The sequence below is a fragment of the Thalassospira sp. TSL5-1 genome, from assembly GCF_001907695.1.
GTDB lineage: Bacteria > Pseudomonadota > Alphaproteobacteria > Rhodospirillales > Thalassospiraceae > Thalassospira.
The window spans coordinates 717,508-742,927 of sequence record NZ_KV880637.1; the positions used below are offsets into that span (position 1 = coordinate 717,508).

Sequence of the window (25,420 nt, forward strand, 5' to 3'; positions counted from 1 at the left end):
TTTCTTAATGGTGAGAAACTCCTGAACTGGCCCGCCGGGGTTTTCCGGCGGGTCTTTTTTATGGGGAAAATCATGATCACGGAACCGGTGGATCTGGGCTGGTGGCTGACGATGGTGGAACTGCCGGTGCTGGCGGGGCTGTTTTGGCTGATTTGGCGCAGCCGGGCCGAATTTCAACGCGATCTGGATCGTTTGTCGGCCAGGGGACAGCGCGACATTCAGGACACCCGGGAGGCATTGGCGGGGTTTAAGCTGGATGTGGCACGGAACTATGTTTCAATCCCTTATTTGAAGGATGTGGAACGGCGACTGACCGCGCATTTGCTGCGCATTGAAGCCAAGCTGGAAAGCCGGGACCCGGGCTGAATATTGTTTGGAAAACAGGAAATTGCGATGAGCCCTTATGTGAAGCAGAAAGACGAGACGGTTGCCGCGCTGGCCGATTTACAGCCGGTCGATATTTTAGCCCGTACCCTTTATGGCGAAGCCCGTGGCGAGGAACTGGCCGGGATCGAGGCAGTGGCGGCGGTGATTGTGAACCGGGTGGCCTTTGCCAAGGCACGCGGGGGGTATTGGTGGGGTAACGATATTGTCAGTGTGTGTTTGAAAAAGGGGCAATTTTCCTGCTGGAACGCGGGCGACCCGAACCGGGAAAAGTTGCTGCGGGTCAATGACCGCGACCCGGCCTTTCGCCTGTGTCGCCGGGTGGCGCGGCGGGCGTTAGAGGGCCGTTTGCCCGACCTGGTGCAAGGTGCAACCCACTATCACACTGCGCAATCTGACCCATGGTGGGCGCGCGGGCATGTGCCGCTTTGTGACATTGGCAATCATGTTTTTTATGCGGGGATTGGTTAGGCGACGCCGGGATATTGGCAAAGATGCAGGCGGTATCGGTTTGGTGATGCCGCTGTTTTTATGTGTAAGGAGGACGTGATGATACCGGCAATTCTGGCACAAATTGGTTTGCCCTTGTTGATTAAGGCGGTGGGGGCGGGGCTGGAGGCGATTGACAATCCGGTTGCCAAAAGTACTGCCAAGGGCCTGCGGGATATGCAGGATCTGGTCGGGCAGGGGGATGTGAAGGCTGCCCAAATTGCGGAAGCCAACCGCCATGCCGAAGCCCTGATGCGCGCTGAATTAAAGCACGATAGCGCGGTGATCAAGGCGGTGAACAAGACCATTCAGGCGGAAATATCCTCTGCCGATGCCTATGTGCGGCGCTGGCGGCCCAGTTTTGGCTATGCCGTGGCCCTGACCTGGATTTTGATGATGGGGGCCATTGCGGCGGCCATCGTGCTGACGCCAACCGAGGCCCCGGCGATTATTGCCGCCCTGGTTAATACCAGCCCGATCTGGGGTGTGGCGCTGGCCGTGCTGGGCATTTCGGTGGTCAAACGCAGTAGCGACAAGCGGATGGAGAGTTAGTTCGGATTGTGAGAGCCGACAGGGAAGGTCGGGTTGCAAAACCATATTTTGGAACCCGCACGCCTGTTTGACGTTGGCAGATTATGAATTATTCCATGTCTGATCGCGGAAATGAGAATTCGCGCCCAAAAGACACCGGCAAAAATCGTAATCCCGTCACCGGTATTATTGATCGGCTGATTGATATTGGCCGGAGCCGGGGAAAGGTATCGGTCGGTGAAATGACCCATGCGCTGAACTATCGCAGTTATGGGCCGTTTTTTCTGATACCGGGTTTGGTTGGTATGTCGCCCCTGGGTGCGTTCCCCGGAATGCCGACGGTGTTGGCCATTATTGTTGCCCTGTTTGCCGGGCAAATTGTGCTGGGGCGTCGGCATATCTGGCTGCCTGATATATTGGAACGGCAAAAAGTGGAGGGCGACCGGCTGGAACGGGCGATGAAAAAAATGGATCCGGTTGCCCACTGGCTGGATCGCCATTTTCACGAACGTTTGCAAATGCTGTTTACGCAGCGCACGGTGCGCATTGCCGCCGGGATTTGTTTGTTATTGGTGTTGCCCACACCGTTACTGGAAGTTTTCCCATTTGCCGCCGCCCTGCCGATGCTTGTTGTGACAGGCTTTGGCCTGGCAATGATTTTGCGTGACGGGGCAGTGATGATTGCCTCGGGTATTCTGGTGATTGTCGGCCTGATTGCCAGCCTGTTTGTTGTTGGTTGAGCAAGAAGTAAAACCCGCCCTGCCGTTTTTGGCAGGGCGGGTCTTTTTTGCGTTTGGGCAAATCAGTTTTGGCCGGTTTTGGAATTCTGGCCAAACAGGATTTTTTTGCTTTCTTCGGTCACTGTCGGCGTGAAATGGTCCGCCTTGCCTTTGGCATAGGCATCAATCGTGCCTTTGCGTTCGCCAATGGCATTAAACCAGCGTTTCAGGTTGGGAAAATCATCCAGGTTCTGCTGCTGGCGTTCATGGGGTACGATCCAGGGGTAGCAGGCCATATCGGCAATGGAATAGCCGGTATCGGCAATGAAATCGCGGCCTTCAAGGCGCTTGTTGAGCACCCCGTAAAGGCGGTTGGTTTCATTGACATAACGATTGATGGCATAAGGGATTTTTTCCGGCGCATAGGTGCCAAAATGGTGGTTTTGGCCCAGCATCGGCCCAAGGCCGCCCATCTGCCAAAACAGCCATTCCATCACGGTTTTGCGGCCACGCACATCGGTTGGCAGGAATTTGCCGGTTTTTTCGGCCAGATATTGCAAAATTGCACCGGATTCAAAAACCGAAATCGGATCACCGCCATCGGCCGGGACACGGTCGATAATCGCGGGCATGCGGTTATTGGGCGAAAAGGCGAGGAATTCGGGCTTGAACTGGTCTCCGGCACTGATATTCACCGGGTGAATTTCATAATCCAGTCCTGCCTCTTCGAGAAACATCGTGATCTTGTGGCCGTTGGGTGTGGGCCAGTAATAAAGTTCAATCATCGGACATCCTTGTGAATTGCCACGCCGACGCCTGCATGAAACAGGCACTGTCATTTCCCTGACAGATTTCTGATTTATCGGCAAGGCTTGCGTTTGACTCTGTATGATGTCATTATGGAATGATCGTTTTAAAAATCAAGTCATTCGCCAGCCCTTTGTTGGCAAAAGGAGACATTTTCAATGATCCGTTTCTATTTCCACCCCACACCAAACCCGGCCAAAGTCGCGCTTTTCCTTGAAGAAGCAGGCCTTGAATATGAGGCTGTGCCGGTTGACACCAAGAAGGGGGAGCAGCACAGCGAGGCCTTTTTAAAGATCAATCCCAATGGCAAGGTTCCCGCCATTGTGGATACGGATGGGCCGGGCGGCACGGAGGTGCGCGTGTTCGACAGTTCGGCGATATTGCTGTATCTGGCGGAAAAAACCGGCAAATTCCTGGGTAAAGATGAAGACCGGGGCGAATTGCTGTCCTGGCTGTTTTTCATTGCCAGTGGTGTTGGGCCGTTTTCCGGCCAGGCGGTGCATTTTCAACACGCCGCCCCGCAACCCAATGACTATGCCATCAACCGCTACCGCCGCGAGATTGAACGGCATTATGGTGTGCTAAATACGCATCTTGCCGGGCGGGATCATCTGGTGGGCAATGATTACACCATTGCCGACATGTCGCTGTGGGGCTGGGTGGACCGTGCGCCCTATATCATGAAGGGCGAAAGCATCCCGCTTGAAAGTTTCCCGCATCTGGCACGCTGGTTTGATTTCATCAATTCGCGCCAGGCGGTGGAACGTGTTCGCAATTTGATGGCTTCACACAATTTCAAAACCGAAATGGATGAGGCTGCCAAACGGGCGCTGTTTCCGTCGAACTTCGCAAGCTAATCGCGTAGTGAAATAGTCAAATCTATTTATGATCTGACAAGGGAATGTTCCATTTTTTGGAACATTCCCTTGCTGTTTGTGTTCAGCCATGCTATTGACAATATGTGACAGGCGTTTGTTTCCATTCTGTCTGTCCTTTGCCGGAGACACTTATTGCGTATTATCAAGCGAAGCAGTCTGATTGGCTTTTGGGAGAAGCATCCTGAAACGGAACAACCGCTTCGAGCATGGTTTGACCGGGCAAGAAAGGCGGACTGGAAGACAACGCAAGATGTGCTGAATGATTTTTCAACCGCGAAGGTTCTTAATGGCGAGCGGGTCCGGTTTAAAATTCACGGTAATGATTATCGACTGATTGTCAGTTTCAAGTTTAGTGCGGGAATTGCCTGGATAAAATTTATTGGCACGCATGCTGAATATGACAAGATTGACGCCACCTCGATTGACCAGTTTTAGATTGGGTACATGGTTGCAGGAGCAACAGATGCCAAATATCAAGCCGATCCATACCGACGCTGATTATGAGAACGCCCTGGAATTGATGGGCGAGCTGTGGGACGCCCAGGAAGGGACGGAAGCTCACGATCAACTTGAATTGCTGGGGATTCTTGTTGATAAATACGAAGAGCAGCGTTTCCCGATAGCCGCACCCGACCCGGTTGAAGCCGTGCTGTTTTATATGGAACAGAACGGCATTGAGAGGGCGGAACTGGGCCGGGTTTTGGGCAGTCGGTCGCGGGCATCGGAATTTATCAATCGCAAGGCCGGGCTCTCGCTGAGGCAAATCCGTATTTTGCATGCAAACTGGAATATTCCGGCGGATATTTTAATTCAGCCGGTTGAGCAGACAGGGTGATGGTTCATGGGGCTGTTTCGCCCTTGCACCCCGGTTCGTTTGATTTTCGTTTTCCGGTTGGGTTTATGGGAGAGGAGATTTGTTGTTTCCCCGTTCCTGAATGAGGCGATACATGATCCTTAAAATCGAACCATAAATAACAACCGTCAGAACGAGTATGGCGAGAACTTCGTTTTGGGTCGTAAGGTCCCAGTTTTCATAGAGTTCAGACGAGACGCCCACCGTCACGGATATGGCGGTATTCAACATGATGAGAATGACGACAAGCCGGGGCAGAATGTGTTTATCAAACGCATAATCAAAAACCGCCAACACAATTAAGAAGTTGGTGATTACGGCATAACCGTTTTCCCAGATGCTGCCCTGGAAAAAGTCCTGACGCAGGGCGGGAGACAATTGGGTGGCAAATGTCCCGAGAAAAATAGTCAGCAGGATAAAGAAAAAATACGGGCGTAACGTTTGTTCATTTTAATACCAACTATCAGGTGGCAAATTGCCTTTGCTTTTTGTCACTATTTGTAAGTTGGAATATTTAGAATATCTTTTTGTGCAGATGTTATGGCAGCATGAAAATATTGTGAAAACGGGTTTTGATATGAGATTTCATTGCCCGGATGTTGCAGTTGCCCTAATGTGCAGCCATGAACGATCAAATCATTTACCGTGTACTTGGCAGCGACGAATGGGCGAAAGCCGTTGCGCTTGGCGAGTATAAAGGGGCGCCGCATGATATTGCGGATGGCTTTATCCATTTTTCCACCCGAGAGACACTGGCGGCAACACTGGCGCTGCATTATGCCGGGCGCGATCATTTGAAATTGTTGCATGTGCCTGTGGCCCCGCTGGAAGCGCATATCAAATGGGAACCGGCACGGGGCGGCACCCTGTTTCCGCATTTATATGCCACGCTGAAAGTTCAGGACGTGTTTCGTGTCGATGATGTGCGCCTGGATCAGGATGGCGTTCATATTTTGCCAGATGACGTTGGTTAGGCGGGGTATGACCCTGCCTTTCATAGGCTGTCGGTTTTTTGATAGACCCGGCCACCGTCTTTTTTGGTGCCGGTATCGGCCACACCGGGGAATTTTCCGGCCCTGACGGCATCGAGAAACTGATGCCCCAGTTTAACCTTGTCGCCGATATACAGGTCATCCCACCCGTTGCCGTAAATTTCAGGGAAATGAAATGTCTGTGCCGGGTGACGGGCGATGTTTTGGCGCAGGCGGCGAATGTCGTCTTCCGTCATGACAGGCTCCTGTGCGTTTTAGGGCAGACAACCTGAAACTACCCTGACAATGTGACAGGAAAATAGCCGGTAACAGAGTTTATGTCCGTTACCGGCCCGTTTTGCCGGATCAGACCAGTTCGGCCAGTGCGGCAGGGGTGAAGGTTTTTACCTTGTCGCCATTGCCCTGCTGCACTTTTTGTACCCAGTTAGGGTCACTGAGCAGGGCACGCCCCACGGCAACCAGGTCAAATTCGTTGCGTTCCATGCGGGTCAGCAGTTTTTCGATGCCGGCATTGCTGACTTCCTGGCCCGAGAACGAGCCGATGAAATCGCCCGAAAGCCCGACTGAGCCGACACTGATGGTGGCCGCCCCGGTAATTTTCTTGGCCCAACCGGCAAAGTTAAGGCCATCCTCGCCATCAATTTCGGGAAATTCCGATTCCCAAAAACGGCGTTGCGAACAATGGAAAATATCGACACCGGCATTGGCCAGCGGTGCCAGCCAGCTTTCCATTTCTGCCGGGCTGGTGGCAAGGCGGGCGGCGTAATCCTGCTGTTTCCACTGCGACAGACGAAGTATGATCGGGAAGTCGGGGCCAACGGCCTTGCGCACGGCGGCAACAACTTCAACAGCAAAGCGCGAACGCTCGGCAATGGTTTTGCCGCCATATTGATCATCACGGTGATTGGTGCCGTCCCAGAAGAACTGGTCAATCAGATAGCCATGTGCGCCGTGAATTTCCGCCACGTCAAAGCCCAGGCGTTTGGCATCGGCCGCGGCACGGGCAAAGGCGGCGATGGTATCGGCGATGTCTTCCGCGCTCATGGCCTGGCCGCGCGGTTTGTCCGGGGCGACAAGGCCGGACGGGCTTTCAACCGGGCTTTCAGGTTCCCAGCCGGACATCCCGGCCACTGACCCGGTATGCCAGATCTGCGGGCCCATTTTACCGCCTGCTTCATGCACGCCATCAATCACCTTTTTCCAGCCAGCCAGGGCCGCATCGCCATGAAAGAACGGAATGCCGGCTTCATTGCGCGATGCCGGACGGCTCACCACCGTACCTTCCGACAGGATAAGCCCGACCTTGCCTTCGGCACGGCGTTTGTAATAGGCGGCATTGGCATCGCCGGGAATGCCCGCCGGCGCCTTGGAGCGGGTCATGGGTGCCATGACGATGCGGTTGGCAAGCTCCAGTGATTTGATTTTAAAGGGTTTGAAGAGAATATCGGTCGAGGTCATCTGGTATCCTTTGGTAAAGATGTTTCTGCTTAGATATAAATTTTATACTTAAAGTCAATCTGGCGAATGTTGCTTTTGTGGGGCGTGCCGATCAGTTGATGTAGCTACCAGATTGTTGAGGATGGCAAAGCATCGTCTTTTTCGCTTGAGCTGCCTACTAAAATACCTGTGAAAACAACGGTAAAAATAGCGGTGAAAATGCCGGTATAAGGCGTTTTGGGATCACACATTACTTGCCCCCGCCGGTTCGTGCGCGTAAGAACAGGGGCAGGAACAAACACCAGAAATAAACACAGAGACGGAGCCAGACGGGTGGGGTGGTATCAATCTTTTGTTTTGCCGGTAATACGCTGGACGGACCCGGAATGGGCGCATGGTCTGGCGCTTTGGGCGTTAAAGCATAATCTGGTGCCCAAACCCGACGGGGCAAATGATGCCAGCCCGCTTTTACAATGCGAGGTGTTTGGGCGCAAATTCCCTAACCCGGTGGGACTTGCTGCCGGGTTTGATAAAAATGCCGAGGTTCCCAACCGGATGCTCGATCAGGGCTTTGGCTTTGTTGAAATCGGGTCCGTGACCCCCGAACCCCAGCCCGGCAACCGCAAACCCCGCCTGTTTCGCCTGTATTCCGACCGGGCGGTGATTAACCGCATGGGCTTTAACAATGAGGGGGCGGCGATTGTTGCCACCCGCCTGCGCAAACGCGCCCGGCGCGGCATTTTGGGGGCCAATCTGGGCAAAAACAAATATGCCGCCGATGCCACCGAAGATTACGTCAAAGGTGTTCGGGCCCTTGGCCCGTATTGCGATTATCTGGTGGTCAATGTGTCCTCGCCCAATACGCCGGGTCTGCGGGCCTTGCAGGGGCGTGATCCGCTGGTGGCTCTGTTGCGTGCGGTGATGGCTGAACGCGACGCGGCAGCACCGGGTATCCCGGTTTTATTAAAGGTCGCCCCGGACCTGACGGACGAGGACAAGGCCGATATTGCCAGTGTTGTCCTGGATTTGAAAATTGATGGCATGATTGTCTCTAATACCACCATTGATCGCCCGGTGGGCTTGAACAGCTATGACCAGTCCGAAACCGGTGGGCTTTCCGGCCCGCCCCTGATGGCCCCATCGACCAAGGTTCTGGCGGATTTTTACCAGCTAACCAAGGGGCAGGTGCCGTTAATTGGTGTGGGCGGAATTGCATCGGGCAAGGATGCCTATGAAAAGATTTTGAACGGTGCATCTTTGGTGCAGCTTTATACGGCACTGATTTACAAAGGACCGGGCCTGGCAGCGGAAATATGCGACGATCTGGAAAAACGCCTGCGCCAGGATGGTTTTGCCTCGGTCGCCGATGCGGTGGGGGCGGCTTTCCCGGAAATCAGTGGCAAGCATGCCGCGATTGATGAAGTGCAGGCTGCCAAACAATCTGTGGCGCAACCTGAGCAAAAAACGGAAGCTGCAATGCCTGAGGCTGTAACGCCCGACACTGCAAAATAAACCGCAACATCGGAAACAGCCCGGCAGGACTGAGCCGTTGGTATTACCATCTCAAATTTCCAGGAGAAAACCGATGCCGCAAACGCCCTATCAGATGATTAATGGCCTGTCCGAGGTGATTGGAAATTATGATGCGGTGATTCTGGATTTGTGGGGCGTTGTCCATGATGGCGTAACACCCTATCCCAATTCGATCTCGGCGATGAAGGCCCTGAAAGATGCCGGTATTCCGGTGGCGTTGCTGTCCAATGCGCCGCGCCGGTCCAGCGTGGTGATTGCCCGGATGGAAGAAATGGGTATTGACCGGGATTTGTATGGTCCGGCGGTGGCATCGGGCGAAATTGCCTATCACCAATTACGTGACCGGGTGGATGCCTGGTATGCCAAACTGGGGCGCAAGGTGTTTCGGGTGGGGCCGGTGCGCGATCATTCGATGTTTGAAGACCAGGATGTCGAGGTGGTGGACACGCTTGAAGAGGCCGACTGGATGCTTGTTACCGGCCCGGATGACGACCATGATCCGGTGTCAAAATATGAAGACATGCTGCATTTGGCCCTGTCGCGGGATTTGCCCATGCTGTGCCCGAACCCGGACCGTGAAGTGATCCGCGGGGGCGAGCGCATTATTTGCGCCGGGGCCATAGCCGGGCGGTATGAGGAACTGGGCGGTAATGTGTGCTGGGAAGGCAAGCCGCTGGCGAGTGCCTATGATTTCTGCCTTCAGGCCTTTGATATGGGGCCCGATGCCCGATTGCTGGTGGTGGGAGATTCCCTGTCGACCGATGTGGCTGGGTCCAATGCAGCGGGGTTGGATATCGCCTTTGTCACCGGTGGTATCCATGCCGAGGAACTGGACGCCCCGCGCGGTACCCTGCCGGAAAAGGCACGGCTGGACCAGTTACTGGAAGTGACCGGCCGCCATGTGACCTATGCAATGGGCGATTTTTGCTGGTAGTGTTTGCAAGAATATTGATCAAAAAAAACGCCGTCTGATTGATCGTCAGACGGCGTTTTTTGTTATGTGTATCGGGCCTTAGATGGCGGCCGCGCGATTGGCTTCGATATAGATTTCGCGCAGGCGTTTGGCAATCGGTCCGGGGACACCATCGCCGATTTTTGCGCCGTCAATTTCAATGACCGGATAGACGAAGGATGACGCCGAAGTAATGAAGGCTTCTTTTGCCTTTTGTGCTTCGGCAATGGTGAAGGCGCGTTCTTCAACCTTCAGGTCAAGTTCGGCAGCACACTGCAAAATTGCCTTGCGGGTAATGCCATGCAAAATGTCGTTGGACAGTTCGCGGGTGATGATGGTGTTGTTTTCATCAACAATATAGGCATTGTTCGATGAGCCTTCGGTCACTTTGCCATCGAGCACCAGCCAGGCATCGTCGGCCCCTTTTTTCGCGGCTTCGTTTTTGACCAGCGAAGAATAGAGCAACTGAACAGTTTTGATATCGCAGCGGCGCCAGCGCTGATCGGGGAAGCTGGCAACTTTCAGGCCGCGTTCGGCAGCGGCACTTTTGATCAGCGATTTGCTTTGCGTAAACAGAACAACAGTCGGTTTCACATCGGCGGACGGGAACATGAAATCGCGGTCGGCGGCGGCACCGCGCGAAACCTGAAGGTAGATCATGCCTTCATTGACATCGTTCTTGCGGATCAGTTCGCGATGAATTTCCAGCATGGCATCTTTATCGACCGGATAATTGATGCCCAGTTCCTTAAGCGACCGTTCCAGGCGGGCAATGTGCCCGTGATAGTCGATCAGTTTGCCATCCAGCACGGAGGTGACTTCATAAACACCGTCCGCAAACAGAAAGGCGCGGTCAAAGATTGAAACGGATGCTTCGTTTTCCGGCACGTAATTGCCGTTTACATAAACAGTACGCATTTTTAATTCCCTGTCGGTTCAGATCGGCGGTGGATCCCGAAAAGAAGTGGGCGTTTCCCGCGATGTGTGCCTGTCAATTCTGTTGTCATTCAGGCAGTGCAATTCTGCATATCAGATAGCACACCGCCGCCTCGATTGTCGCGAAGCGCATGAATTGTTGCGTGAAAAAGGTGGAATGTTGCTCTGTTGGTCCGCCGCTTGGCGTCAGGGTGGAGGATGAACGCGTTTTTTTAAGGAAATATCGCAGAATATTCCAATTTTCTGCCGCAGGGCGATTTTAATAGGTCATGATCAGGCCGTGCTTGTGAACCAACCGGGTGTATGTACCATCGGTTTTGATTTCGTGCAGGCCACGATTGAATTTTTCAAGCAGTATGCGGGTTTGCGGATAATTCTTTGACGTCATCAAAAACAACCCTTCGCCTGCGACCAGCGGTTTGTCCAGAGTGTAGAATTTGGCGACTTCTTCGGGGGGAAAAAGGTTTTCGATCACATACCAGCCCATCGTGGTTGCCGTTGTAAACAGATCAATACGGCCCCGTTGCAAAAGCTGGAAATTCTGCTCTTCTGAATGGGAATATTGAACATCCAGCCCGGCATTTTCAAACCACGGTTCGTAATAATAGCCCTGAATGCCGCCAATACGATAGGGACGCAAGTCTGTCAGGTCATTGAATGTGATGGGGGGCTTGGTGCCATCGGCGCTATAGGCAAAAAAATGCGAGTCTGCGAGATAAAGGGCATCGGAAAACAGGAATTTTTTTTCGCGGGATTCTGACTTGCGATAAGGGATCGTGCCCCAGGCTTTGCCCTCGGCAACCGCTTGTTCTCCGCGTTTCCAGGGATAAAACTGAAATTCAAAATCAATGCCGATACGCGCGCCAATTTCATGGAAAAGGTCGCCCAGAAAAGAGCTGTTTCTGTCGGCGGTGATGTAAGGCGGGTAGTTGTTGGTCACAATAGTAAGAGACTGACGCGCCTGTGATGCGGCGGTCATTAGAAAAAGGCTGATGGCAAAAAGCAGGATTTTGCCAGACATTCCCATGATATTGCTTCCGGTACTGTGTATTGCCGTGACGAAGAAACCGTCTTTTGGGGCGCTCCTGATTTTTATGTGGTGACGTGCATGAGAAGTGTGAAGAGGCTGACCTGCCCAAAGGCAAGAAAGGATAGCCTATCACATTTCCTTTTATTCTTTATGTTGGAAATTTGAAGAGATTGCCCCTTACAGCAGGGTAGCTGTTAACAAAGGCAATCTCATTCCATGTTTAAGCCTGTTGCGCGTCAACCGGTTCGGTTAGCGGGCGCAGACGCAGTTCGCTTTGGCGATCAAAGATATGGGTTTTGTTCATGTTAAAGGCGATTTGCACCTGACTGCCAATGGCAAGATCGGGCCGGGCCAGGGTGAAAATTTTAACCGGCTTGCCCGCCAGGGTGACATGCACCAGCGTTGACAGACCCATTGGTTCGATCAGTTCGACCGTTGAATTGACCGACGGGCTGGAGCCATCTTCGACAATGTCGATATGTTCGGGCCGTGCGCCAAGCGTGATATGCTTGCCGTTTTCGGCCTGGCCGGATGGCAAAACGGGAATGATGGTGCCATCATCAAGGGTAATGGCAGCACTGTCCCCCTCGGCCTGATAGAGGCCTTCCAGGAAATTCATCGCGGGCGAGCCAATGAAGGACGCAACAAAGATGTTGGCGGGCCGGTCATAAATCTCAAGCGGGGTGCCAACCTGTTGCACAATGCCGCTATACATGGCGACAATGCGGTCCGCCATTGTCATGGCTTCGATCTGGTCGTGGGTGACATAAACCGATGTGGCCCCCAGGCGACGGTGCAGTTTGCGGATTTCGGTGCGCATCTGTTCGCGCAGGCGGGCATCCAGGTTTGACAGCGGTTCGTCAAACAAAAAGGCCTGGGGCTGGCGAACAATGGCACGGCCCATTGCCACACGCTGGCGCTGCCCGCCCGACAGGGCCTTGGGGCGACGCTCCAACAGGGCATTCAGGCCCAGAATGCCAGCCACATTTTCAATGGCGCTGGCGACTTTTTCCTTTGCCGTTTTACGCAGGGTCAGGGCGTAGCTCATATTTTCGGCAACGGTCATGTGCGGGTACAGCGCATAGGACTGAAACACCATCGCAATGTCGCGGTCCTTGGGTTGCAGATCGTTAATAACAGTGCCGTCGATGCTGATGTCGCCCGAGGTGATTTCCTCCAGCCCGGCAATCATGCGCAAAAGGGTGGATTTGCCACAGCCCGACGGGCCAACCAGAACGATGAATTCGCCGTCCTGAATATCGAGATTGATGCCATGCAGCACATCGACGGCGCCATAGCTTTTGCGGGCATTGGTAATTTCAATTGAAGCCATTTTGTCCTCTTTTATCCTTTGACAGCACCAGCCGTCAGCCCCTGGACCAGATAACGCTGGATCAGCAGGAAGAAGGCACAGGCAGGGATCAGGGCCAGCACGCCGGCGGCCATCATTTGTCCGAAATCGACACCGAATTTTGAAACAAAACTGAGCAAGCCAACCGGGAAGGTAGAGGCCGATTCACTGCTGACCAGCATCAGGGCGAATAACAGTTCCGACCATGCCGCGGTAAAGACAAAGCCAAGGGTGGCGGCAATGCCAGGCAGGGTGAGGGGCAGGATGATGCGGCGGAAGGCCTCAAACCGGGTGTTGCCGTCTATCATGGCGGCTTCTTCCAGATCCTTGGGGATGCCATCAAAGAAGGATTGCATCAGAAAGGTGGCGAAGGGCACGTTAAAGGCGGTGTAAACAATGATCAGCCCGGTCAGGCTGTCGGTCAGACCCAGCGGGGCCAGAATGCGGAAAATTGGCGCGATCAGCATCACCAGCGGAAACATCTGCGTGATCAGCATCAGGGCAACGATGATGATTTTGCCGTTAAAGCGAAAACGCGAAAACGCATAGCCCGTGATGGCGGCAATGATGCAGGTAAACAGGGCGGTGCAGCCCGAAACAATCACTGAATTCATGAAGTAATGGGGGAAATGGCTTTGCGTCAGGACAAAGGTGTAATTGTCCCACGTCGTGCGTGACGGCCACATCCGCACCCCTTCGGTATACAGGATGTCGTTGGGTGTTACCGATACCTTCAAAAGCCAGTAAAGTGGAAAGAGCGCAAAAACGACAAAGGCGGCAATCATCAGGTAATGGGTGCCCCAGTAAACCGTTTTGCGAAGCACGGAGTTTCCCGGCGTTGACATGTCCGAATTCCTTTGGGGTTAACTATCAGCGTGGGTCATGGCACGGCGCAGCGCAATCACACCCAGCGCATAGGCCAGCAACAGCACAAGCAATACGGCCGCAATGGCCGAGGCATAACCAAAGTCCAGGCGGCGAAACGCCTGGGTGAAAATGTAGCTGGCAACGATCTGGGTTGAATCGGCCGGGCCACCTTTGGTCATCACCACAATCAAATCGGCGAAATTGGCAATCCATATGGTACGCAGCATCAACGTGATCGCGATGGTGGGCGCGAGGAAGGGAATGGTGATGCTGAAAAACTGCTGGCGGGTATTGGCCCCGTCGATGGATGCGGCCTCGTACAGCTCGCCGGGGATGGATTGCAGGGCGGCGAGCAGGGTAATGGCAAAAAACGGAATGCCAAACCAGATATTGGCAACAATCGGCCCCCACATCGCAAGGTCCGGGTCGGACAGGATGTTAAACGGTGTTTCCATAATGCCCAGGCTGACCATCCAGTGGGGCAGCGGGCCCACCACCGGGTTAAACATCCAGGCCCAGTTCAAACCTGAAAGGAATGTGGGTACCGCCCAAGGCAAAAATACCAGCGCCTGGACCAGACGACGGCCAACAAAATGGCGGTTCAGCAGCAAGGCCAATACCAGTCCCAGTGTAAATTGGAAAAACAGCGAGCCAAAAGTCCACCAGGCGGTATTGATCAGCGCGCCCAAAAAGGCGCTGTCGTGCATCAGGGTCTGGAAATGGGCCAAGCCCACAAACCCGCCACTAAACGGGTTGAGAATGCGGATATCGCGAAACGCATAGCTAAGGCCGAGGATAAGCGGCATCAGCATCACGGCAATAATCAGAACCAGGGCCGGCGAAACGTAATAATAGGGTTCGAGAATGCCGGAAACCCTGCGGGAAAAGACGCCCCGCCTTGCGGCGGGACGATTTCCGACATCAGTCATGGTATTCACGGCTTGCTCGCCATCCATTTCTGCTGGGCCGGGGTCAGGTAATCGGCCCACTGTTTACCCAGTTCTTCTGGCGTGATGCGGCCCAGAAGGGCTTCCTGACTGGTACGAATGACCAGGGAATCCTTAAAGAAGGCGAATTCTTCAAGATGGGTTGGCATCACGGTCGGATGAACATCGGGGTCGGACAGTTCGTCAAACCAGCCCTTGAACTGGTCAGAGGCAAAGAACGGATCTGATTCAGCGCCTTTGTAAATCGGCAGTGCGCCGATGCGCTTGTTCCAGGTCAGGTTGGAGCCCTTGCTTTCCAGATGCGCAATCAGTTTCCAGGCTTCATCTTTATGTTCACTGGAACTGAACATGGACCACCCGGCATAGCCAATGGTGGGAAATGCCTTGCCAGAGGGGCCTTTGGGCATGGTGGTGACACCAAAATCATCGGCTTTCATGCGGCTGGCAATCGCGATCAGAGCATCGGGGTCCTGATCAAGCATCGCACAGGTACCCGAATAGAAACCGGCGACAATTTCGTTAAAGCCCCAGTTCAGGCTGTCTTTGGGGGCCAGGCCGTCCTTGTAAAGATCGACGACAAATTTAAGGCCCTTGACCCAGCCATCGGAATCAAAGGTGCTTTCGCCGTCTTTGGTGAAAAATTCGTTGGAACCGGCCGCCGTTGCGCCGAACATCACCCAGCCATTCAACCCGCCGGGGCCACCGCGCAGGCAATAGCCATATTTGCCTGGCAGTGCCGAAACCTTTTTGGCCGCATCGCGAAAATCATCCAGCGTTTTGGGAACTTCAGTAACACCGGCTTCCTTGAACAGTTTTTTGTTATAAAACAGGGCGCGCAGATAAAAACCGTAGGGCAGCATATAGGCGGTATCGCCCGCAGCACGGCCAAATTCCAGGGTGCGTGAATTCAGGTTTTCGGTCGCGTCCCAGTCCTTGAGGTAGGGCTCCAGGCTTTCAAGCGCACCGTTATTGGCATAAAGGGTCAGCCAGGTATCGGGCATTTCAACCACATCGGGCGTTTGGCCGGCTGAAACCATTGTGGCGAATTTTTCAAATGCCTGCCCCCAAGGCAGTGACGTGATTTCCACAGTCACACCCGGATTGGCATCCTCATATTCCTTGACCAGGTTTTTAAGGGTCGCGGTGCGTTCCGGGCTGGTGATGACCTCTACCAGTTTTAGGGTGGTATCGGCGTAGGCATGGCTGGCGAGTGCAAGCGATGCTGCCCCTGCCAGGATTGTTGCTTTCCAGTTCATGTGAAGTTCCCTGATATGTGACGTTTTGTTATTTAAAGGGCGGCATCAATGGCGGCAGACAGGTCCGACCACAGATCGTCTGCATCCTCGAGGCCGACATGAAGGCGGACCAGGTTTTCCGGCACATTAAAACGCAGTGCCGAATTTGGACCGCCGATTTGGGCCCGCGTGATCAGGGCGGGCACCATCAGGCTTTCATGGCCGCCCCAACTGACCCCGATTTTAAAAAGGCCCGGGGCATCGCAAAAAAGCGGGATGTTGACGCGGGATGAAAATTCAAAAGAAAACAGGCCCGAAGCACCGGTTAACCCGTCGGGCATGTTGCGGCCTAGTGTTGGATGATGCACGGCGGTGACTTCGGGATGTTCGGCAAGCTTTTGCGCAATCGCCAGCCCGGAACGCTGATGTTCGCGCATGCGGGCGGGCAGGGTGCGCAACCCCCGCAATAACAGCCAGGCATCAAAGGCTGACAGCTTGCCGCCAAGGTAAGGCAAAATCTGACCGCGCAGGCGGCCAATGAAGTCAGCACTGCCAGCAACCACACCGGCCACCACATCGCTGTGACCGCCCAGATATTTTGAGGCCGAATGAATCACAACATCGCAGCCCAGTGTTGCGGGTTGCTGAAAAATTGGCGAGGCCCAGCTATTGTCGATCATGGAAACCGCGCCATTCTCGCGTGCGATGGCACACAGTTTGGCAATATCGTGAACATGGAAGGTCCAGGAGGTCGGGCTTTCAAGATAAAGCAGCTTTGCGCCCGGCATGGCCTTTGCCACGGCATCGGTATCGCGGCCATCGACGTAATCGACGCTGACATTCATGTCTTTGAGCATCATTTCAAAGAAACGATAGGCGTCGGGGTAAATATGGTCGACGGCGACAATCCGGTCGCCTGGTTTGACAACCGATAAAACCGACGAGGAAATGGCCGCCATGCCGCTGGCAAAGCCAAGGGCATCGTCGGTTTTTTCCAGCTTGGCGATTTTTTCCTCAAAGGCACGCACCGTGGGGTTCAGGCCACGGCTATAGACGGGGCGCACCTTTTTACCCGAATAGGTTGCTTCCATGTCGGCAAAGGATTCAAAGGTGAAAAGCGAGTTCTGGAAAATCGGTGGCACCACGGCATTGGCGAAATGGTGCTCGTCATGGGCTACGGTCGTCGATGGCGATGATGCGGTCATGGGGGACTTAGTGGTGTTCATTGGACATTCTCACGATGTCGTTCTCGACGACTTCAAGGATGGCGAGGGTATGCTTGCGCGCGCTTTCAGGGTCGCGCCGTTCGATGGCTTCAAACAGCATGCGGTGAAATTCAAAGGAATCCCGGGCAAAATCGGGTCGGTTAAACGGGGTACTGAAAAAGGAGACAAAGGCTTCGCGCATCTGGCTGAGCAACTGTTCAAATAACGGATTGCCCGATGCCTTGTAGATCGACAGGTGGAACACAAGGTCGGCCTCACCGGCTGTTCCCTCGCGCAGATGAACCGCTTCCATATGATCAAGGGCGGTGCGCATTGCCTCGATGTCTTCCGGGGTGGCGCGTTTGGCAGCCAAAACACTGGCTTCGCATTCCAGCCCGCGGCGGACTTCCAGGGTTTGTAATAACCCGTCGCGCTGGCTGGCAATGGCAAGGGGCATGTAAACGGTTTTTTCCGTAACCGCCCGTTTAAGGTAAGTGCCCGATCCGCGACGGATTTCCACAATCCCCAGGGCCTGCATATGGCCAATCGCCTCGCGGATGCTGGAGCGGCCAACCTGTAAACCGGCCATCAATTCGCGTTCCGGCGGCAGGCGGTCGCCCGGTTTAAGGCCCGCTTCGACAATAAAGCTGGTCAATGCTTCCAGAATGGCGTCCCGGCGCCCTGACGACGCAATCGGTGTAAAGCCGGTTTCTGATGTGATTGTCACACTGAAATCCCTGATCTGTGTTTGTGTGCCTTTTTCGCACATTCTGGTATGTCGTCTGACATCAGACGTCAGACCAATTTTGAGATATGGTGACCCTCTGTCAAGTTTTTATGAAATCTCAAAGGTGTTTTGGCTGTCTTTACGACAGAAAATTACCCAAGCAGGCGGTGGCGGATGGTGGCGTTAACCATCGGCGGTCTTTTGTCTTTAGCGGGGTGCGGCAGAATTTTGCTTAAAAATTCGCACGATGGGGGCGTCGCGGTGAAGTTCGTGCAGGTGTTTGGTGGTGCTGCTGGATCACTGATAAAAGGTCCGACTCCGGCTGGCCTTTTTGTGGCAATCCCAAAGGCGCAGGCGGTTCATCTGAAGGAACTTGAACGTAAAAACCGCAAGCCGGTAACTGCCAGCTTGCGGTTTGTTATGGGGGATTGTGCCAGTTTATGGGGCTGTTGCGTGTTGTGCGGGTATGATGCCGCGAAAGGTTTAACTGCCCGGACCGGTCATCACCGTTCGGCCATTTACGATAATGCGGCCATCTGCCCGCAATTGCAGTTTGTACTTGTCGGTTCCCTGTTTGCCAGGTGTGCCGGCGGCAAGGCCATCGACGGCGGGCGGGAACAACGCGCCCAAAATGGTCGGCTTTTTGGGGGTGCCCAGCAGTGTTTCCAACTGGTCGCGGCCAACAAGGTTTAAATCCAGCATGCCGCGAAAGCCGTAGGTGGCATTTTGCTGCGGGATAAATTCGCCGGTTCCAGCGGCTTCCAGATTGCGGCTTTCGACATAAAGGTCTTCAACCTCAATCGGTTTGCCAGTTTTAAGGGCCTCGTGCCAGAAGGCATTGGCAATCGTGTTGCGCACCTGTTCCGGGTTTTCACCCGCCAGCAGGCGGGTCAGGCCATCTTGCAGGAGGGGCCGGGTGTGCGACCATTTCACCCCGGTTGCATGGCCTTTCAGCCGGACAGTGCGGGGCTGAAACAGGCCGGGCATCCATAGGCCGTCATGGGAATAATCCAGCCGGGTGGTACCGTCGCGGTCGGGATAAAGCGACAGGCTGGCAGCCTTCATCGCGCCCTGTTTTTCCCGGTTGGGGCCGGTCCATTCGGCATTGTGCCAGTTAATATCGATTTTTTGTTTTAGCCATGTCACGGCAAGGCCGTTTAAGAACCAGTGCTGGCGCGAAACCGGTTCGTCTGCGCCGACAAAGGCGGCAAGGCCGGTAAAACCGTCCGGGCTGGATGTTTTGGTGTTCCAGCGCAGGGTGCCGTGCGCATCGTGCAGGGTCAGGTTGCGTTGATCGATGGTTTCCCTGGCATCAATCCGCCCCTGTTCTGGCAGGGCAATGTCAATGATCGCCAATTGCGGCGTGTCTGGGTCCTCTTTGACATCGATTTTCACATTGCTCATCACCAGGTCGCGATAACCATCATATGTGCCAAGTGGCACATGCACATCGTCAAACCGGAACTGCGCCACGCCATTCTGGCCGGTTGCGGTTTTTTCGGTGGCGGTAATGTCATGGCGGGCCATGACCTTTTGCACAATTGCACGGGCCTGTGCCACGTCCATTGCCTGGGCGGCATGGGGCAGGGCAAACAGCCCCGCACCCAGCCCGGCAAGGACGGTCAGGCGCGATATAAAGGTTCCGGGACGGGAGATGCGGGCGGCCAAGCTCATTTAATATGGTCTCGCTGGTCGTGAAGTGAGCATGCCAATTTAACGGATGATTTTGGTGAAGATGGGGCAGAAACGCGATTTCCATTAAAGGCTGTTTCAATGCCTTGATATGGGAGCGCGATATATGGGGGGGGGTGATCACAGGGGAACATTTTGTGTTTTTTTTGCAATGCAGCGTGACTTTGCCCGCCATGACGGGCGACCTGGCAGGTACGGATGCGCAATCGTACCTGCTGGCGCGACCGGATTTGCCCGAACGGACGCCATGCGGGACCGCGCCATATATGTCATGGTTTTGCTGCTGCCCACAAAACTGCCAGTGAACTGTGTGTTGACGGCGATAATAAGGACTCATGCGCAGGTGATGGATGGATGGCCCGAAACGATGAGAGCGGGAATGGTTGATGAGACGGTCATAAAGATAATCAAGTTTTGCATTGCAAAACAATCGCGGGTGATAGACCCTTAAAGTTGCAAGGCGTGATGATTGTATCTGGGGGTTATGCGGTGCGGGGTAAGACACCGTTCAACACAAGATCGACCAGCTGCTTTGCCCGTTGTGCGATTTCCTCTTGCGTGGGTTTATAGGGCGGCATGGTTTCGACCAGGATGTCGCGCCATTGTCCGTGAATCATGGTAAGAAGCATGCGGGCGGTAAAATCCGGGTCAACGACATTCAGCGTACCATTTTCAGTATGATTTGCGAAAAAATCGGTGACGCGTTGGGTGATGATATCAGGGCCGTTTTTCAAGAAGGTTTCTCGAATTTCGGGAAACTGTTGCATTTCGATTTGAAGGAAATTCATGATCCGTAAGGATTCGTCATCCATGCCTTTTTCGGTCATGATAATTGTGAAATTCAGCAGGGCCTCATGCGCGGGTCGATCTGACCGCAGCGAGGTTTGCAGTGTTTCACAAAACTCCTGACACTTTTCTGTCAGGACGGATGCGATAAGACCGTCTTTGCCACCAAACGCCTCGTAAAGAGTCGTGCGGGATCCACCGGAACGGGAGATAACATCATTGAGCGTTACTGCCGCAAAACCCTTCTCCGAAAGGATTTGCCAGGTGGCGTCAAGCATCGCTCGCCTGCGGGCTTCACCACGGGAGTTGTGTTTCGACACAGGCTGTTGGGGCTCGTTCATGTTTTTTCCAAGGCTTCGGGTTTTTGGGGCTTGCTTCGGCGCTGCACAATATGTACTGTACAGTACAGTATCATTAAAAGCAATGGCAAGACCGCAGTAATGGTTTTGTTTTTCGGGACTGGAAGGAAGAAAATTTTGTCCGTTCGTTCGTGTCTGAAGGCTGCCAGTCTGGCGGCACTGGTGGTTTTTGTTGCCGGTTGCGATTCGCAGAAAGACGGCGACAATGCCGCTGCACAGCAACAGCAGGCACCCGCCACCCAAGTTGATTTTGTCGAGGTTCAGCCGCAAACCATTGGTTTGGTGGCCGAATTGCCAGGACGTACCGTTGCGTTCCGCCGGGCGGATGTGCGCCCGCAGGTCGATGGTATTATCAAGGAGCGCAACTTCACCGAAGGGGCGACCGTCAAGGCAGGCCAGCAGCTTTATCAAATTGACCAGAGCGTTTACCTGGCCAATCTTGATGCCGCCCAGGCCGAGCTGGCCCGTGCGCGTGCCACCCTGGACCAGGCGACCAAAACCCGTGCCCGCTATGACAAGCTGATTAAAACCCAGGCGGTCAGCGAGCAGACCCGCGATGATGCCATTGCTGCCGAGGCCCAGGCCAAAGCCAGTGTTGCCGCCGCCCGTGCCCAGGTAGATAGCGCGCGCATCAATTTGCAATATACCACCGTGACGGCCCCGATTCCCGGTAAAATCGGGGCCTCGACGGTAACGGAAGGTGCATTGGTAACCGCCAATCAGGAAAACGCACTGGCGACCATTACCCAGCTTGACCCGATCTATGTTGACGTGACCCAGGCGGGTGGCCGTCTGATGCGCATCAAACAGGGGATTGATTCTGGCAAGATCAAAGGGGCTGCCGATGGTGACGGGGTTGATGTTCGCCTGATGATCGATTCTACCAGCGACCAGTATTCCCATGTTGGCAAATTGCAGTTTTCCGATGTCACGGTGAACGAAACCACCGGCACCGTGCGCCTGCGTGCGGTGTTTGATAACCCCGACCAGGTTTTGCTGCCGGGCATGTTCGTGCGCGCATTTGTCAATCAGGGTGAGGTTGAAAACGCCTATCTCGTTCCGCAGCGCGCCGTGATGCGCCGTCAGGATGGATCGGCCTATGTTTATACCGTCTCGTCTGACAATAAAGTTGAATCCAAGGAGCTGACCATCGAACAGTCGAAGGGTGAAGACTGGATTGTGACCAAGGGTCTGAACCCCGGAGATCGCATTATTGTCGATGGCCTGCAGCTTGTTGGCCCGGGTAAACCGGTATCGCCGGTTGCCGCAAAGGGTAACGACGACGCAAAGCCGGCATCCCGATAAGGATAGTATCTGATGGCAAAGTTTTTCATTGATCGCCCGGTATTTGCCTGGGTGATTGCCCTCGTAATCATGTTGGCGGGGGGGCTGTCGATTCTGCAATTGCCGATCGAACAGTATCCGTCGATTGCGCCGCCGTCGGTGCAGATATCGGCAAACTATCCGGGTGCGTCGGCCCAAACCGTTGAAAATACCGTTACCCAGGTGATCGAGCAGCAGATGAACGGCCTCGATAATCTGCGTTACATGTCTTCGACCAGTGACTCGACCGGTAGTGCCGAAGTAACTCTTACCTTCAATTCCGGGACCAACCCGGACATTGCCCAGGTTCAGGTGCAGAACAAATTGCAGGCGGCAATGTCCATTCTGCCCAGCCAGGTGCAGCAGCAGGGCATTAACGTCACCAAATCCAGCGGGTCTTTCCTGATGGTGGTGGGTTTCGTGTCCTCGGACGGGAATATCGGTGCCCACGACCTGGCCGACTTTATTGCCAATACCATCAAAGACCCGATTTCACGGGTCAACGGTGTGGGCAGTGTGCAGGTTTTTGGTGCACAGCACGCCATGCGCGTGTGGCTGGACCCGTTCAAGCTGATCAGCTATGGCCTGACGGTTTCCGATGTTCGCAGCGCCATCGAGGCCCAGAATACCGAAGTTTCCGCTGGTCAGATTGGCGGGGCACCGTCGGTTGACGGCCAGCAGATCAATGCGACCATCACCGCGCAAAGCCGCCTTCAGACCCCTGAAGAGTTCTCCAACATTCTTTTGCGGGTGAATACCGATGGCTCCCAGGTGCGCCTGGGCGATGTGGCGCGTGTTGAAATCGGTGCAGAAAGCTACAACATCGTTGCCCGCTATAATGGCAAGGATTCCGTTGGTATCGGGATTAACCTGGCAACAGGTGCGAACGCACTTGATACCGCCGAAGCCGTTAAAAACCGGGTAAACGAACTTAAGGCCTATATGCCGGCCGGTGTCGAAATCGTTTATCCTTACGATACGACCCCGTTTGTGAAAATCTCGATCGAGGAAGTGGTTCATACGCTGGTTGAAGCGGTTGTTCTGGTGTTCCTCGTGATGTTCCTGTTCTTGCAAAACTGGCGCGCCACCCTGATCCCGACCATCGCCGTGCCGGTGGTGTTGCTGGGGACATTTGGCGTGCTGGCCGCATTTGGCTTTTCCATTAACACCCTGACCATGTTTGGCATGGTGCTGGCGATCGGCCTTCTGGTGGACGACGCCATCGTGGTGGTGGAAAACGTCGAACGTGTGATGTTTGAAGACGGTCTGTCCCCGCGTGATGCGACACGCAAGTCAATGGAACAGATCACCGGGGCGCTGATCGGTATTGCCCTTGTGCTCTCCGCGGTGTTTATCCCGATGGCCTTTTTCTCCGGCTCGACCGGGGCAATTTACCGCCAGTTCTCGATCACCATCGTATCTGCGATGATTTTGTCGGTGGTTGTCGCCATCGTGCTGACACCTGCCCTTTGTGCGACATTGCTGAAAAACTCCCATCACGACCCTTACACCCGCAAAGGTTTCTTTGGGCTGTTTAACCGGGGTTTTGATAAAACCAACTCGTTTTATCAGGGCAGTGTCGGCCATGTGGTACAGCGTAAATGGCGGTATCTGGCCGTGTATGTTGTGCTGGTGGGCGGTCTTGCCTTTTTGTTCACCCGGCTTCCGTCATCCTTTTTGCCTGACGAAGACCAGGGCATCCTGTTTTCGATGGTCCAGCTGCCAGCCGGGTCATCGCAGGAACGCACGGTTAACGTTCTTAAAAAGGTCGAAGGCCACTTCCTTAATGACGAAAAAGACAATGTGAATGGCATCTTTACCGTTGCGGGCTTCAGTTTCGCCGGTAGCGGCCAGAATGCCGGTATTGCCTTTGTCAGCCTGAAAGACTGGTCAAAACGTTCCGAACCCCAGCAGTCGGTTCAGGCGATTGTCGGCCGTGCCTATGGCTTCTTTGCGACAATCAAGGAAGCAATGGCCTTTGCCTTTACCCCGCCTGCCATTGTGGAACTGGGGACGGCAAACGGTTTTGACATGCAGTTGGTTGACCGTGGTGCATTGGGCCACGAGGCCCTGATTGCAGCCCGGAACCAGTTGCTGGGCATGGCATCCCAAAGCCCTGCCGTCCAGGGTGTCCGCCCGAACGGCCTGAATGATATGCCGCAGTTTGAGGTGAATATCGATCAGGAAAAAGCCAAGGCGCTGGGTGTTTCGATTGCGGATGTCAATGACACGCTGTCAACCGCCTGGGGGTCGAGCTATGTAAACGACTTCATGGAAAATGGCCGGGTTAAAAAGGTCTATGTCCAGGCGGATGCCAAATTCCGCATGATGCCCAAGGATATGGAAAACTGGTATGTCCGTAACAACCAGGGCCAAATGGTGCCGATTTCGGCCTTTGCCACGATGTCCTGGGGGTATGGTTCGCCGCGTCTGGAACGCTTTAGCGGTTTGCCTTCTGTCAATATTCAGGGGCAGGCAGCACCGGGTGTCAGTTCGGGTGATGCCATGAATGCAATGGCGGAAATGGTTTCCAAGCTGCCCAAGGGCATTGGTCTGGAATGGACGGGCCTGTCCTACGAAGAACGCGCTGCGGGCGATCAGGCTCCGGCCCTGTATGGTCTGTCGGTGATCGTGGTGTTCCTGTGCCTCGCCGCCCTTTACGAAAGCTGGTCGATCCCGGTTTCCGTGATGCTGGTGGTGCCACTGGGCGTTTTGGGGGCGGTTGCGGCGGCATTGCTGCGCGGCCTGCCTGACGACGTTTACTTCCAGGTCGCCCTGCTCACCACGATTGGTCTGTCGGCAAAGAACGCCATCCTGATTGTCGAGTTCGCCCGCGATCTTTACGAAGACGGGATGGGGCTGCTTGAGGCAACACTCGAGGCAGCACGGCAGCGTCTGCGACCGATCATCATGACCTCGATGGCCTTTACCCTTGGTGTTCTGCCCCTTGCGATCAGTACCGGTGCAGGTGCGGCAGCGCGTATTGCTGTGGGTACCGGTGTGATGGGCGGTATGATTGCGGCAACGGTTCTGGCGATTTTCTTCGTCCCGCTGTTCTTTATGGTGATCGTCGGTACCTTTGGCCGCAAGACCGCCAAGAACAAGGAAAAGCCGGTCGTCGATGACAGCCCGTCGCTGTAACAACGATCTCGGGGCAGGCGGATAACCGCCTGCTCCCATAACAAAAGCCGGTCCGTGACCGGACCGGCTTTGTTCCCGCGCTCTCGACGGTCTGCAGAGCAATCTGCAAGTCCCCCGACCCCGCCGTCGGATGCGCGTGACAGGGAGCCGGTGCAAAAGCACCGGCTCTTTTGTTTTGAGCCAAATGTGGGGGAGGCGTCAAGTTCCGATATACCTCATGCGACCGTATAGGATGATTTTCCCGTT

The 25,420-nt window shown here is 54.5% G+C and carries 26 protein-coding genes; 12 read left to right on the top strand and 14 right to left on the bottom strand.

Annotated features, from left to right (window positions below):
* The first annotated feature begins 72 nt into the window (after nt 1–72).
* The 4 genes from LF95_RS03310 to LF95_RS03325 all read left to right on the top strand — a co-directional run bounded on the left by LF95_RS03310 (nt 73) and on the right by LF95_RS03325 (nt 2,144).
* Nucleotides 73–366, top strand: coding sequence for a hypothetical protein (locus LF95_RS03310; RefSeq protein ID WP_073954804.1), 294 nt, complete (start codon nt 73–75; stop codon nt 364–366).
* Nucleotides 367–393: 27 nt separating this feature from the next.
* The gene (locus LF95_RS03315) at nt 394–855 is read left to right on the top strand and encodes a cell wall hydrolase (protein WP_073953673.1); all 462 of its coding nucleotides are present in this window, start codon (nt 394–396) and stop codon (nt 853–855) included.
* A gap of 78 nt (nt 856–933) precedes the next feature.
* On the top strand, nt 934–1,425 hold the full coding sequence (locus tag LF95_RS03320) for a 3TM-type holin (RefSeq protein WP_073953674.1): 492 nt from the start codon (nt 934–936) through the stop codon (nt 1,423–1,425).
* 95 nt (nt 1,426–1,520) lie between these two features.
* Nucleotides 1,521–2,144, top strand: coding sequence for an exopolysaccharide biosynthesis protein (locus LF95_RS03325; protein ID WP_168173649.1), 624 nt, complete (start codon nt 1,521–1,523; stop codon nt 2,142–2,144).
* A 62-nt stretch (nt 2,145–2,206) separates the two neighbouring features.
* Here LF95_RS03325 and LF95_RS03330 read toward each other — a convergent pair whose 3' ends face one another.
* Nucleotides 2,207–2,908 (bottom strand): glutathione binding-like protein, encoded by a 702-nt coding sequence (locus tag LF95_RS03330; protein WP_073953676.1) that lies wholly within the window; start codon nt 2,906–2,908, stop codon nt 2,207–2,209.
* A gap of 180 nt (nt 2,909–3,088) precedes the next feature.
* On the opposite strand from LF95_RS03330, the gene LF95_RS03335 reads away from it, so the two are divergent.
* From LF95_RS03335 to LF95_RS03345, 3 genes are all read left to right on the top strand, one after another.
* On the top strand, nt 3,089–3,787 hold the full coding sequence (locus tag LF95_RS03335; protein WP_073953677.1) for a glutathione S-transferase family protein: 699 nt from the start codon (nt 3,089–3,091) through the stop codon (nt 3,785–3,787).
* 153 nt (nt 3,788–3,940) lie between these two features.
* Entirely contained in the window at nt 3,941–4,243 is a 303-nt protein-coding gene (locus LF95_RS03340; RefSeq protein ID WP_073953678.1) for a type II toxin-antitoxin system HigB family toxin, read from the top strand.
* Nucleotides 4,244–4,271: 28 nt separating this feature from the next.
* Entirely contained in the window at nt 4,272–4,643 is a 372-nt protein-coding gene (locus LF95_RS03345) for a helix-turn-helix domain-containing protein (protein ID WP_073953679.1), read from the top strand.
* A gap of 63 nt (nt 4,644–4,706) precedes the next feature.
* On the opposite strand, the gene LF95_RS03350 is transcribed toward LF95_RS03345, so the two are convergent.
* Complete coding sequence (locus tag LF95_RS03350; protein ID WP_073953680.1) at nt 4,707–5,039, bottom strand: hypothetical protein; 333 nt, start codon at nt 5,037–5,039, stop codon at nt 4,707–4,709.
* Nucleotides 5,040–5,284: 245 nt separating this feature from the next.
* On the opposite strand from LF95_RS03350, the gene LF95_RS03355 reads away from it, so the two are divergent.
* Nucleotides 5,285–5,635, top strand: coding sequence for a DUF952 domain-containing protein (locus LF95_RS03355; protein ID WP_073953681.1), 351 nt, complete (start codon nt 5,285–5,287; stop codon nt 5,633–5,635).
* A 20-nt stretch (nt 5,636–5,655) separates the two neighbouring features.
* Here LF95_RS03355 and LF95_RS03360 read toward each other — a convergent pair whose 3' ends face one another.
* Both LF95_RS03360 and LF95_RS03365 read right to left on the bottom strand, forming a co-directional pair.
* The gene (locus LF95_RS03360) at nt 5,656–5,889 is read right to left on the bottom strand and encodes a DUF1413 domain-containing protein (RefSeq protein ID WP_073953682.1); all 234 of its coding nucleotides are present in this window, start codon (nt 5,887–5,889) and stop codon (nt 5,656–5,658) included.
* A 109-nt stretch (nt 5,890–5,998) separates the two neighbouring features.
* On the bottom strand, nt 5,999–7,111 hold the full coding sequence (locus tag LF95_RS03365) for an NADH:flavin oxidoreductase (RefSeq protein ID WP_073953683.1): 1,113 nt from the start codon (nt 7,109–7,111) through the stop codon (nt 5,999–6,001).
* 312 nt (nt 7,112–7,423) lie between these two features.
* Between LF95_RS03365 and LF95_RS03370 the strand changes: the two genes are divergently transcribed.
* Together LF95_RS03370 and LF95_RS03375 are read left to right on the top strand one after the other, a co-directional pair.
* Entirely contained in the window at nt 7,424–8,602 is a 1,179-nt protein-coding gene (locus tag LF95_RS03370; protein ID WP_073953684.1) for a quinone-dependent dihydroorotate dehydrogenase, read from the top strand.
* A 73-nt stretch (nt 8,603–8,675) separates the two neighbouring features.
* A complete protein-coding gene (locus LF95_RS03375) occupies nt 8,676–9,557 on the top strand; it encodes a TIGR01459 family HAD-type hydrolase (RefSeq protein WP_073953685.1) in 882 nt (293 codons plus the stop codon).
* Between the two features lie 78 nt (nt 9,558–9,635).
* Here the strand turns inward: LF95_RS03375 and LF95_RS03380 are convergent, their stop codons facing one another.
* The 10 genes from LF95_RS03380 to LF95_RS03430 form a co-directional block, all read right to left on the bottom strand.
* Nucleotides 9,636–10,493, bottom strand: coding sequence for a D-amino-acid transaminase (locus LF95_RS03380; protein WP_073953686.1), 858 nt, complete (start codon nt 10,491–10,493; stop codon nt 9,636–9,638).
* Nucleotides 10,494–10,770: 277 nt separating this feature from the next.
* Complete coding sequence (locus LF95_RS03385; RefSeq protein WP_252509641.1) at nt 10,771–11,538, bottom strand: substrate-binding periplasmic protein; 768 nt, start codon at nt 11,536–11,538, stop codon at nt 10,771–10,773.
* A 223-nt stretch (nt 11,539–11,761) separates the two neighbouring features.
* Complete coding sequence (locus LF95_RS03390) at nt 11,762–12,874, bottom strand: ABC transporter ATP-binding protein (protein ID WP_073953687.1); 1,113 nt, start codon at nt 12,872–12,874, stop codon at nt 11,762–11,764.
* Nucleotides 12,875–12,885: 11 nt separating this feature from the next.
* A complete protein-coding gene (locus tag LF95_RS03395) occupies nt 12,886–13,737 on the bottom strand; it encodes a carbohydrate ABC transporter permease (RefSeq protein WP_073953688.1) in 852 nt (283 codons plus the stop codon).
* Between the two features lie 18 nt (nt 13,738–13,755).
* Nucleotides 13,756–14,688 carry a carbohydrate ABC transporter permease gene (locus LF95_RS03400; RefSeq protein WP_073954806.1) on the bottom strand — a complete coding sequence of 311 codons (933 nt, stop codon included), beginning with the start codon at nt 14,686–14,688 and terminating at the stop codon, nt 13,756–13,758.
* A 5-nt stretch (nt 14,689–14,693) separates the two neighbouring features.
* The gene (locus LF95_RS03405) at nt 14,694–15,962 is read right to left on the bottom strand and encodes an ABC transporter substrate-binding protein (RefSeq protein ID WP_073953689.1); all 1,269 of its coding nucleotides are present in this window, start codon (nt 15,960–15,962) and stop codon (nt 14,694–14,696) included.
* Nucleotides 15,963–15,994: 32 nt separating this feature from the next.
* Complete coding sequence (locus LF95_RS03410; RefSeq protein ID WP_073953690.1) at nt 15,995–17,167, bottom strand: PLP-dependent transferase; 1,173 nt, start codon at nt 17,165–17,167, stop codon at nt 15,995–15,997.
* Entirely contained in the window at nt 17,154–17,873 is a 720-nt protein-coding gene (locus tag LF95_RS03415) for a FadR/GntR family transcriptional regulator (protein ID WP_073954807.1), read from the bottom strand. The genes LF95_RS03410 and LF95_RS03415 overlap by 14 nt, the downstream gene beginning before the upstream one ends.
* Nucleotides 17,874–18,356: 483 nt before the next feature.
* Nucleotides 18,357–19,547, bottom strand: a complete 1,191-nt coding sequence (locus LF95_RS03420; protein WP_073953691.1) for a hypothetical protein — start codon at nt 19,545–19,547, stop codon at nt 18,357–18,359.
* A gap of 500 nt (nt 19,548–20,047) precedes the next feature.
* Nucleotides 20,048–20,692, bottom strand: a complete 645-nt coding sequence (locus LF95_RS03430; RefSeq protein ID WP_073953693.1) for a TetR/AcrR family transcriptional regulator — start codon at nt 20,690–20,692, stop codon at nt 20,048–20,050.
* Between the two features lie 135 nt (nt 20,693–20,827).
* Between LF95_RS03430 and LF95_RS03435 the strand changes: the two genes are divergently transcribed.
* Both LF95_RS03435 and LF95_RS03440 read left to right on the top strand, forming a co-directional pair.
* Nucleotides 20,828–22,015 carry an efflux RND transporter periplasmic adaptor subunit gene (locus tag LF95_RS03435; RefSeq protein ID WP_252509642.1) on the top strand — a complete coding sequence of 396 codons (1,188 nt, stop codon included), beginning with the start codon at nt 20,828–20,830 and terminating at the stop codon, nt 22,013–22,015.
* Between the two features lie 12 nt (nt 22,016–22,027).
* Complete coding sequence (locus tag LF95_RS03440) at nt 22,028–25,174, top strand: efflux RND transporter permease subunit (RefSeq protein ID WP_073953695.1); 3,147 nt, start codon at nt 22,028–22,030, stop codon at nt 25,172–25,174.
* Nucleotides 25,175–25,420 lie beyond the last annotated feature (246 nt).

What these genes read in the sequence shown, in the direction of transcription:
- LF95_RS03310 (WP_073954804.1), top strand. Translation starts at nt 73, where the DNA reads ATGATCACGGAACCGGTGGATCTGGGCTGGTGGCTGACGATGGTGGAA.
- LF95_RS03315 (WP_073953673.1), top strand. Translation starts at nt 394, where the DNA reads ATGAGCCCTTATGTGAAGCAGAAAGACGAGACGGTTGCCGCGCTGGCC.
- LF95_RS03320 (WP_073953674.1), top strand. Translation starts at nt 934, where the DNA reads ATGATACCGGCAATTCTGGCACAAATTGGTTTGCCCTTGTTGATTAAG.
- LF95_RS03325 (WP_168173649.1), top strand. Translation starts at nt 1,521, where the DNA reads ATGTCTGATCGCGGAAATGAGAATTCGCGCCCAAAAGACACCGGCAAA.
- LF95_RS03330 (WP_073953676.1), bottom strand. Translation starts at nt 2,908, where the DNA reads ATGATTGAACTTTATTACTGGCCCACACCCAACGGCCACAAGATCACG.
- LF95_RS03335 (WP_073953677.1), top strand. Translation starts at nt 3,089, where the DNA reads ATGATCCGTTTCTATTTCCACCCCACACCAAACCCGGCCAAAGTCGCG.
- LF95_RS03345 (WP_073953679.1), top strand. Translation starts at nt 4,272, where the DNA reads ATGCCAAATATCAAGCCGATCCATACCGACGCTGATTATGAGAACGCC.
- LF95_RS03355 (WP_073953681.1), top strand. Translation starts at nt 5,285, where the DNA reads ATGAACGATCAAATCATTTACCGTGTACTTGGCAGCGACGAATGGGCG.
- LF95_RS03360 (WP_073953682.1), bottom strand. Translation starts at nt 5,889, where the DNA reads ATGACGGAAGACGACATTCGCCGCCTGCGCCAAAACATCGCCCGTCAC.
- LF95_RS03365 (WP_073953683.1), bottom strand. Translation starts at nt 7,111, where the DNA reads ATGACCTCGACCGATATTCTCTTCAAACCCTTTAAAATCAAATCACTG.
- LF95_RS03375 (WP_073953685.1), top strand. Translation starts at nt 8,676, where the DNA reads ATGCCGCAAACGCCCTATCAGATGATTAATGGCCTGTCCGAGGTGATT.
- LF95_RS03380 (WP_073953686.1), bottom strand. Translation starts at nt 10,493, where the DNA reads ATGCGTACTGTTTATGTAAACGGCAATTACGTGCCGGAAAACGAAGCA.
- LF95_RS03385 (WP_252509641.1), bottom strand. Translation starts at nt 11,538, where the DNA reads ATGGGAATGTCTGGCAAAATCCTGCTTTTTGCCATCAGCCTTTTTCTA.
- LF95_RS03390 (WP_073953687.1), bottom strand. Translation starts at nt 12,874, where the DNA reads ATGGCTTCAATTGAAATTACCAATGCCCGCAAAAGCTATGGCGCCGTC.
- LF95_RS03395 (WP_073953688.1), bottom strand. Translation starts at nt 13,737, where the DNA reads ATGTCAACGCCGGGAAACTCCGTGCTTCGCAAAACGGTTTACTGGGGC.
- LF95_RS03400 (WP_073954806.1), bottom strand. Translation starts at nt 14,688, where the DNA reads ATGACTGATGTCGGAAATCGTCCCGCCGCAAGGCGGGGCGTCTTTTCC.
- LF95_RS03405 (WP_073953689.1), bottom strand. Translation starts at nt 15,962, where the DNA reads ATGAACTGGAAAGCAACAATCCTGGCAGGGGCAGCATCGCTTGCACTC.
- LF95_RS03410 (WP_073953690.1), bottom strand. Translation starts at nt 17,167, where the DNA reads ATGAACACCACTAAGTCCCCCATGACCGCATCATCGCCATCGACGACC.
- LF95_RS03420 (WP_073953691.1), bottom strand. Translation starts at nt 19,547, where the DNA reads ATGAGCTTGGCCGCCCGCATCTCCCGTCCCGGAACCTTTATATCGCGC.
- LF95_RS03430 (WP_073953693.1), bottom strand. Translation starts at nt 20,692, where the DNA reads ATGAACGAGCCCCAACAGCCTGTGTCGAAACACAACTCCCGTGGTGAA.
- LF95_RS03440 (WP_073953695.1), top strand. Translation starts at nt 22,028, where the DNA reads ATGGCAAAGTTTTTCATTGATCGCCCGGTATTTGCCTGGGTGATTGCC.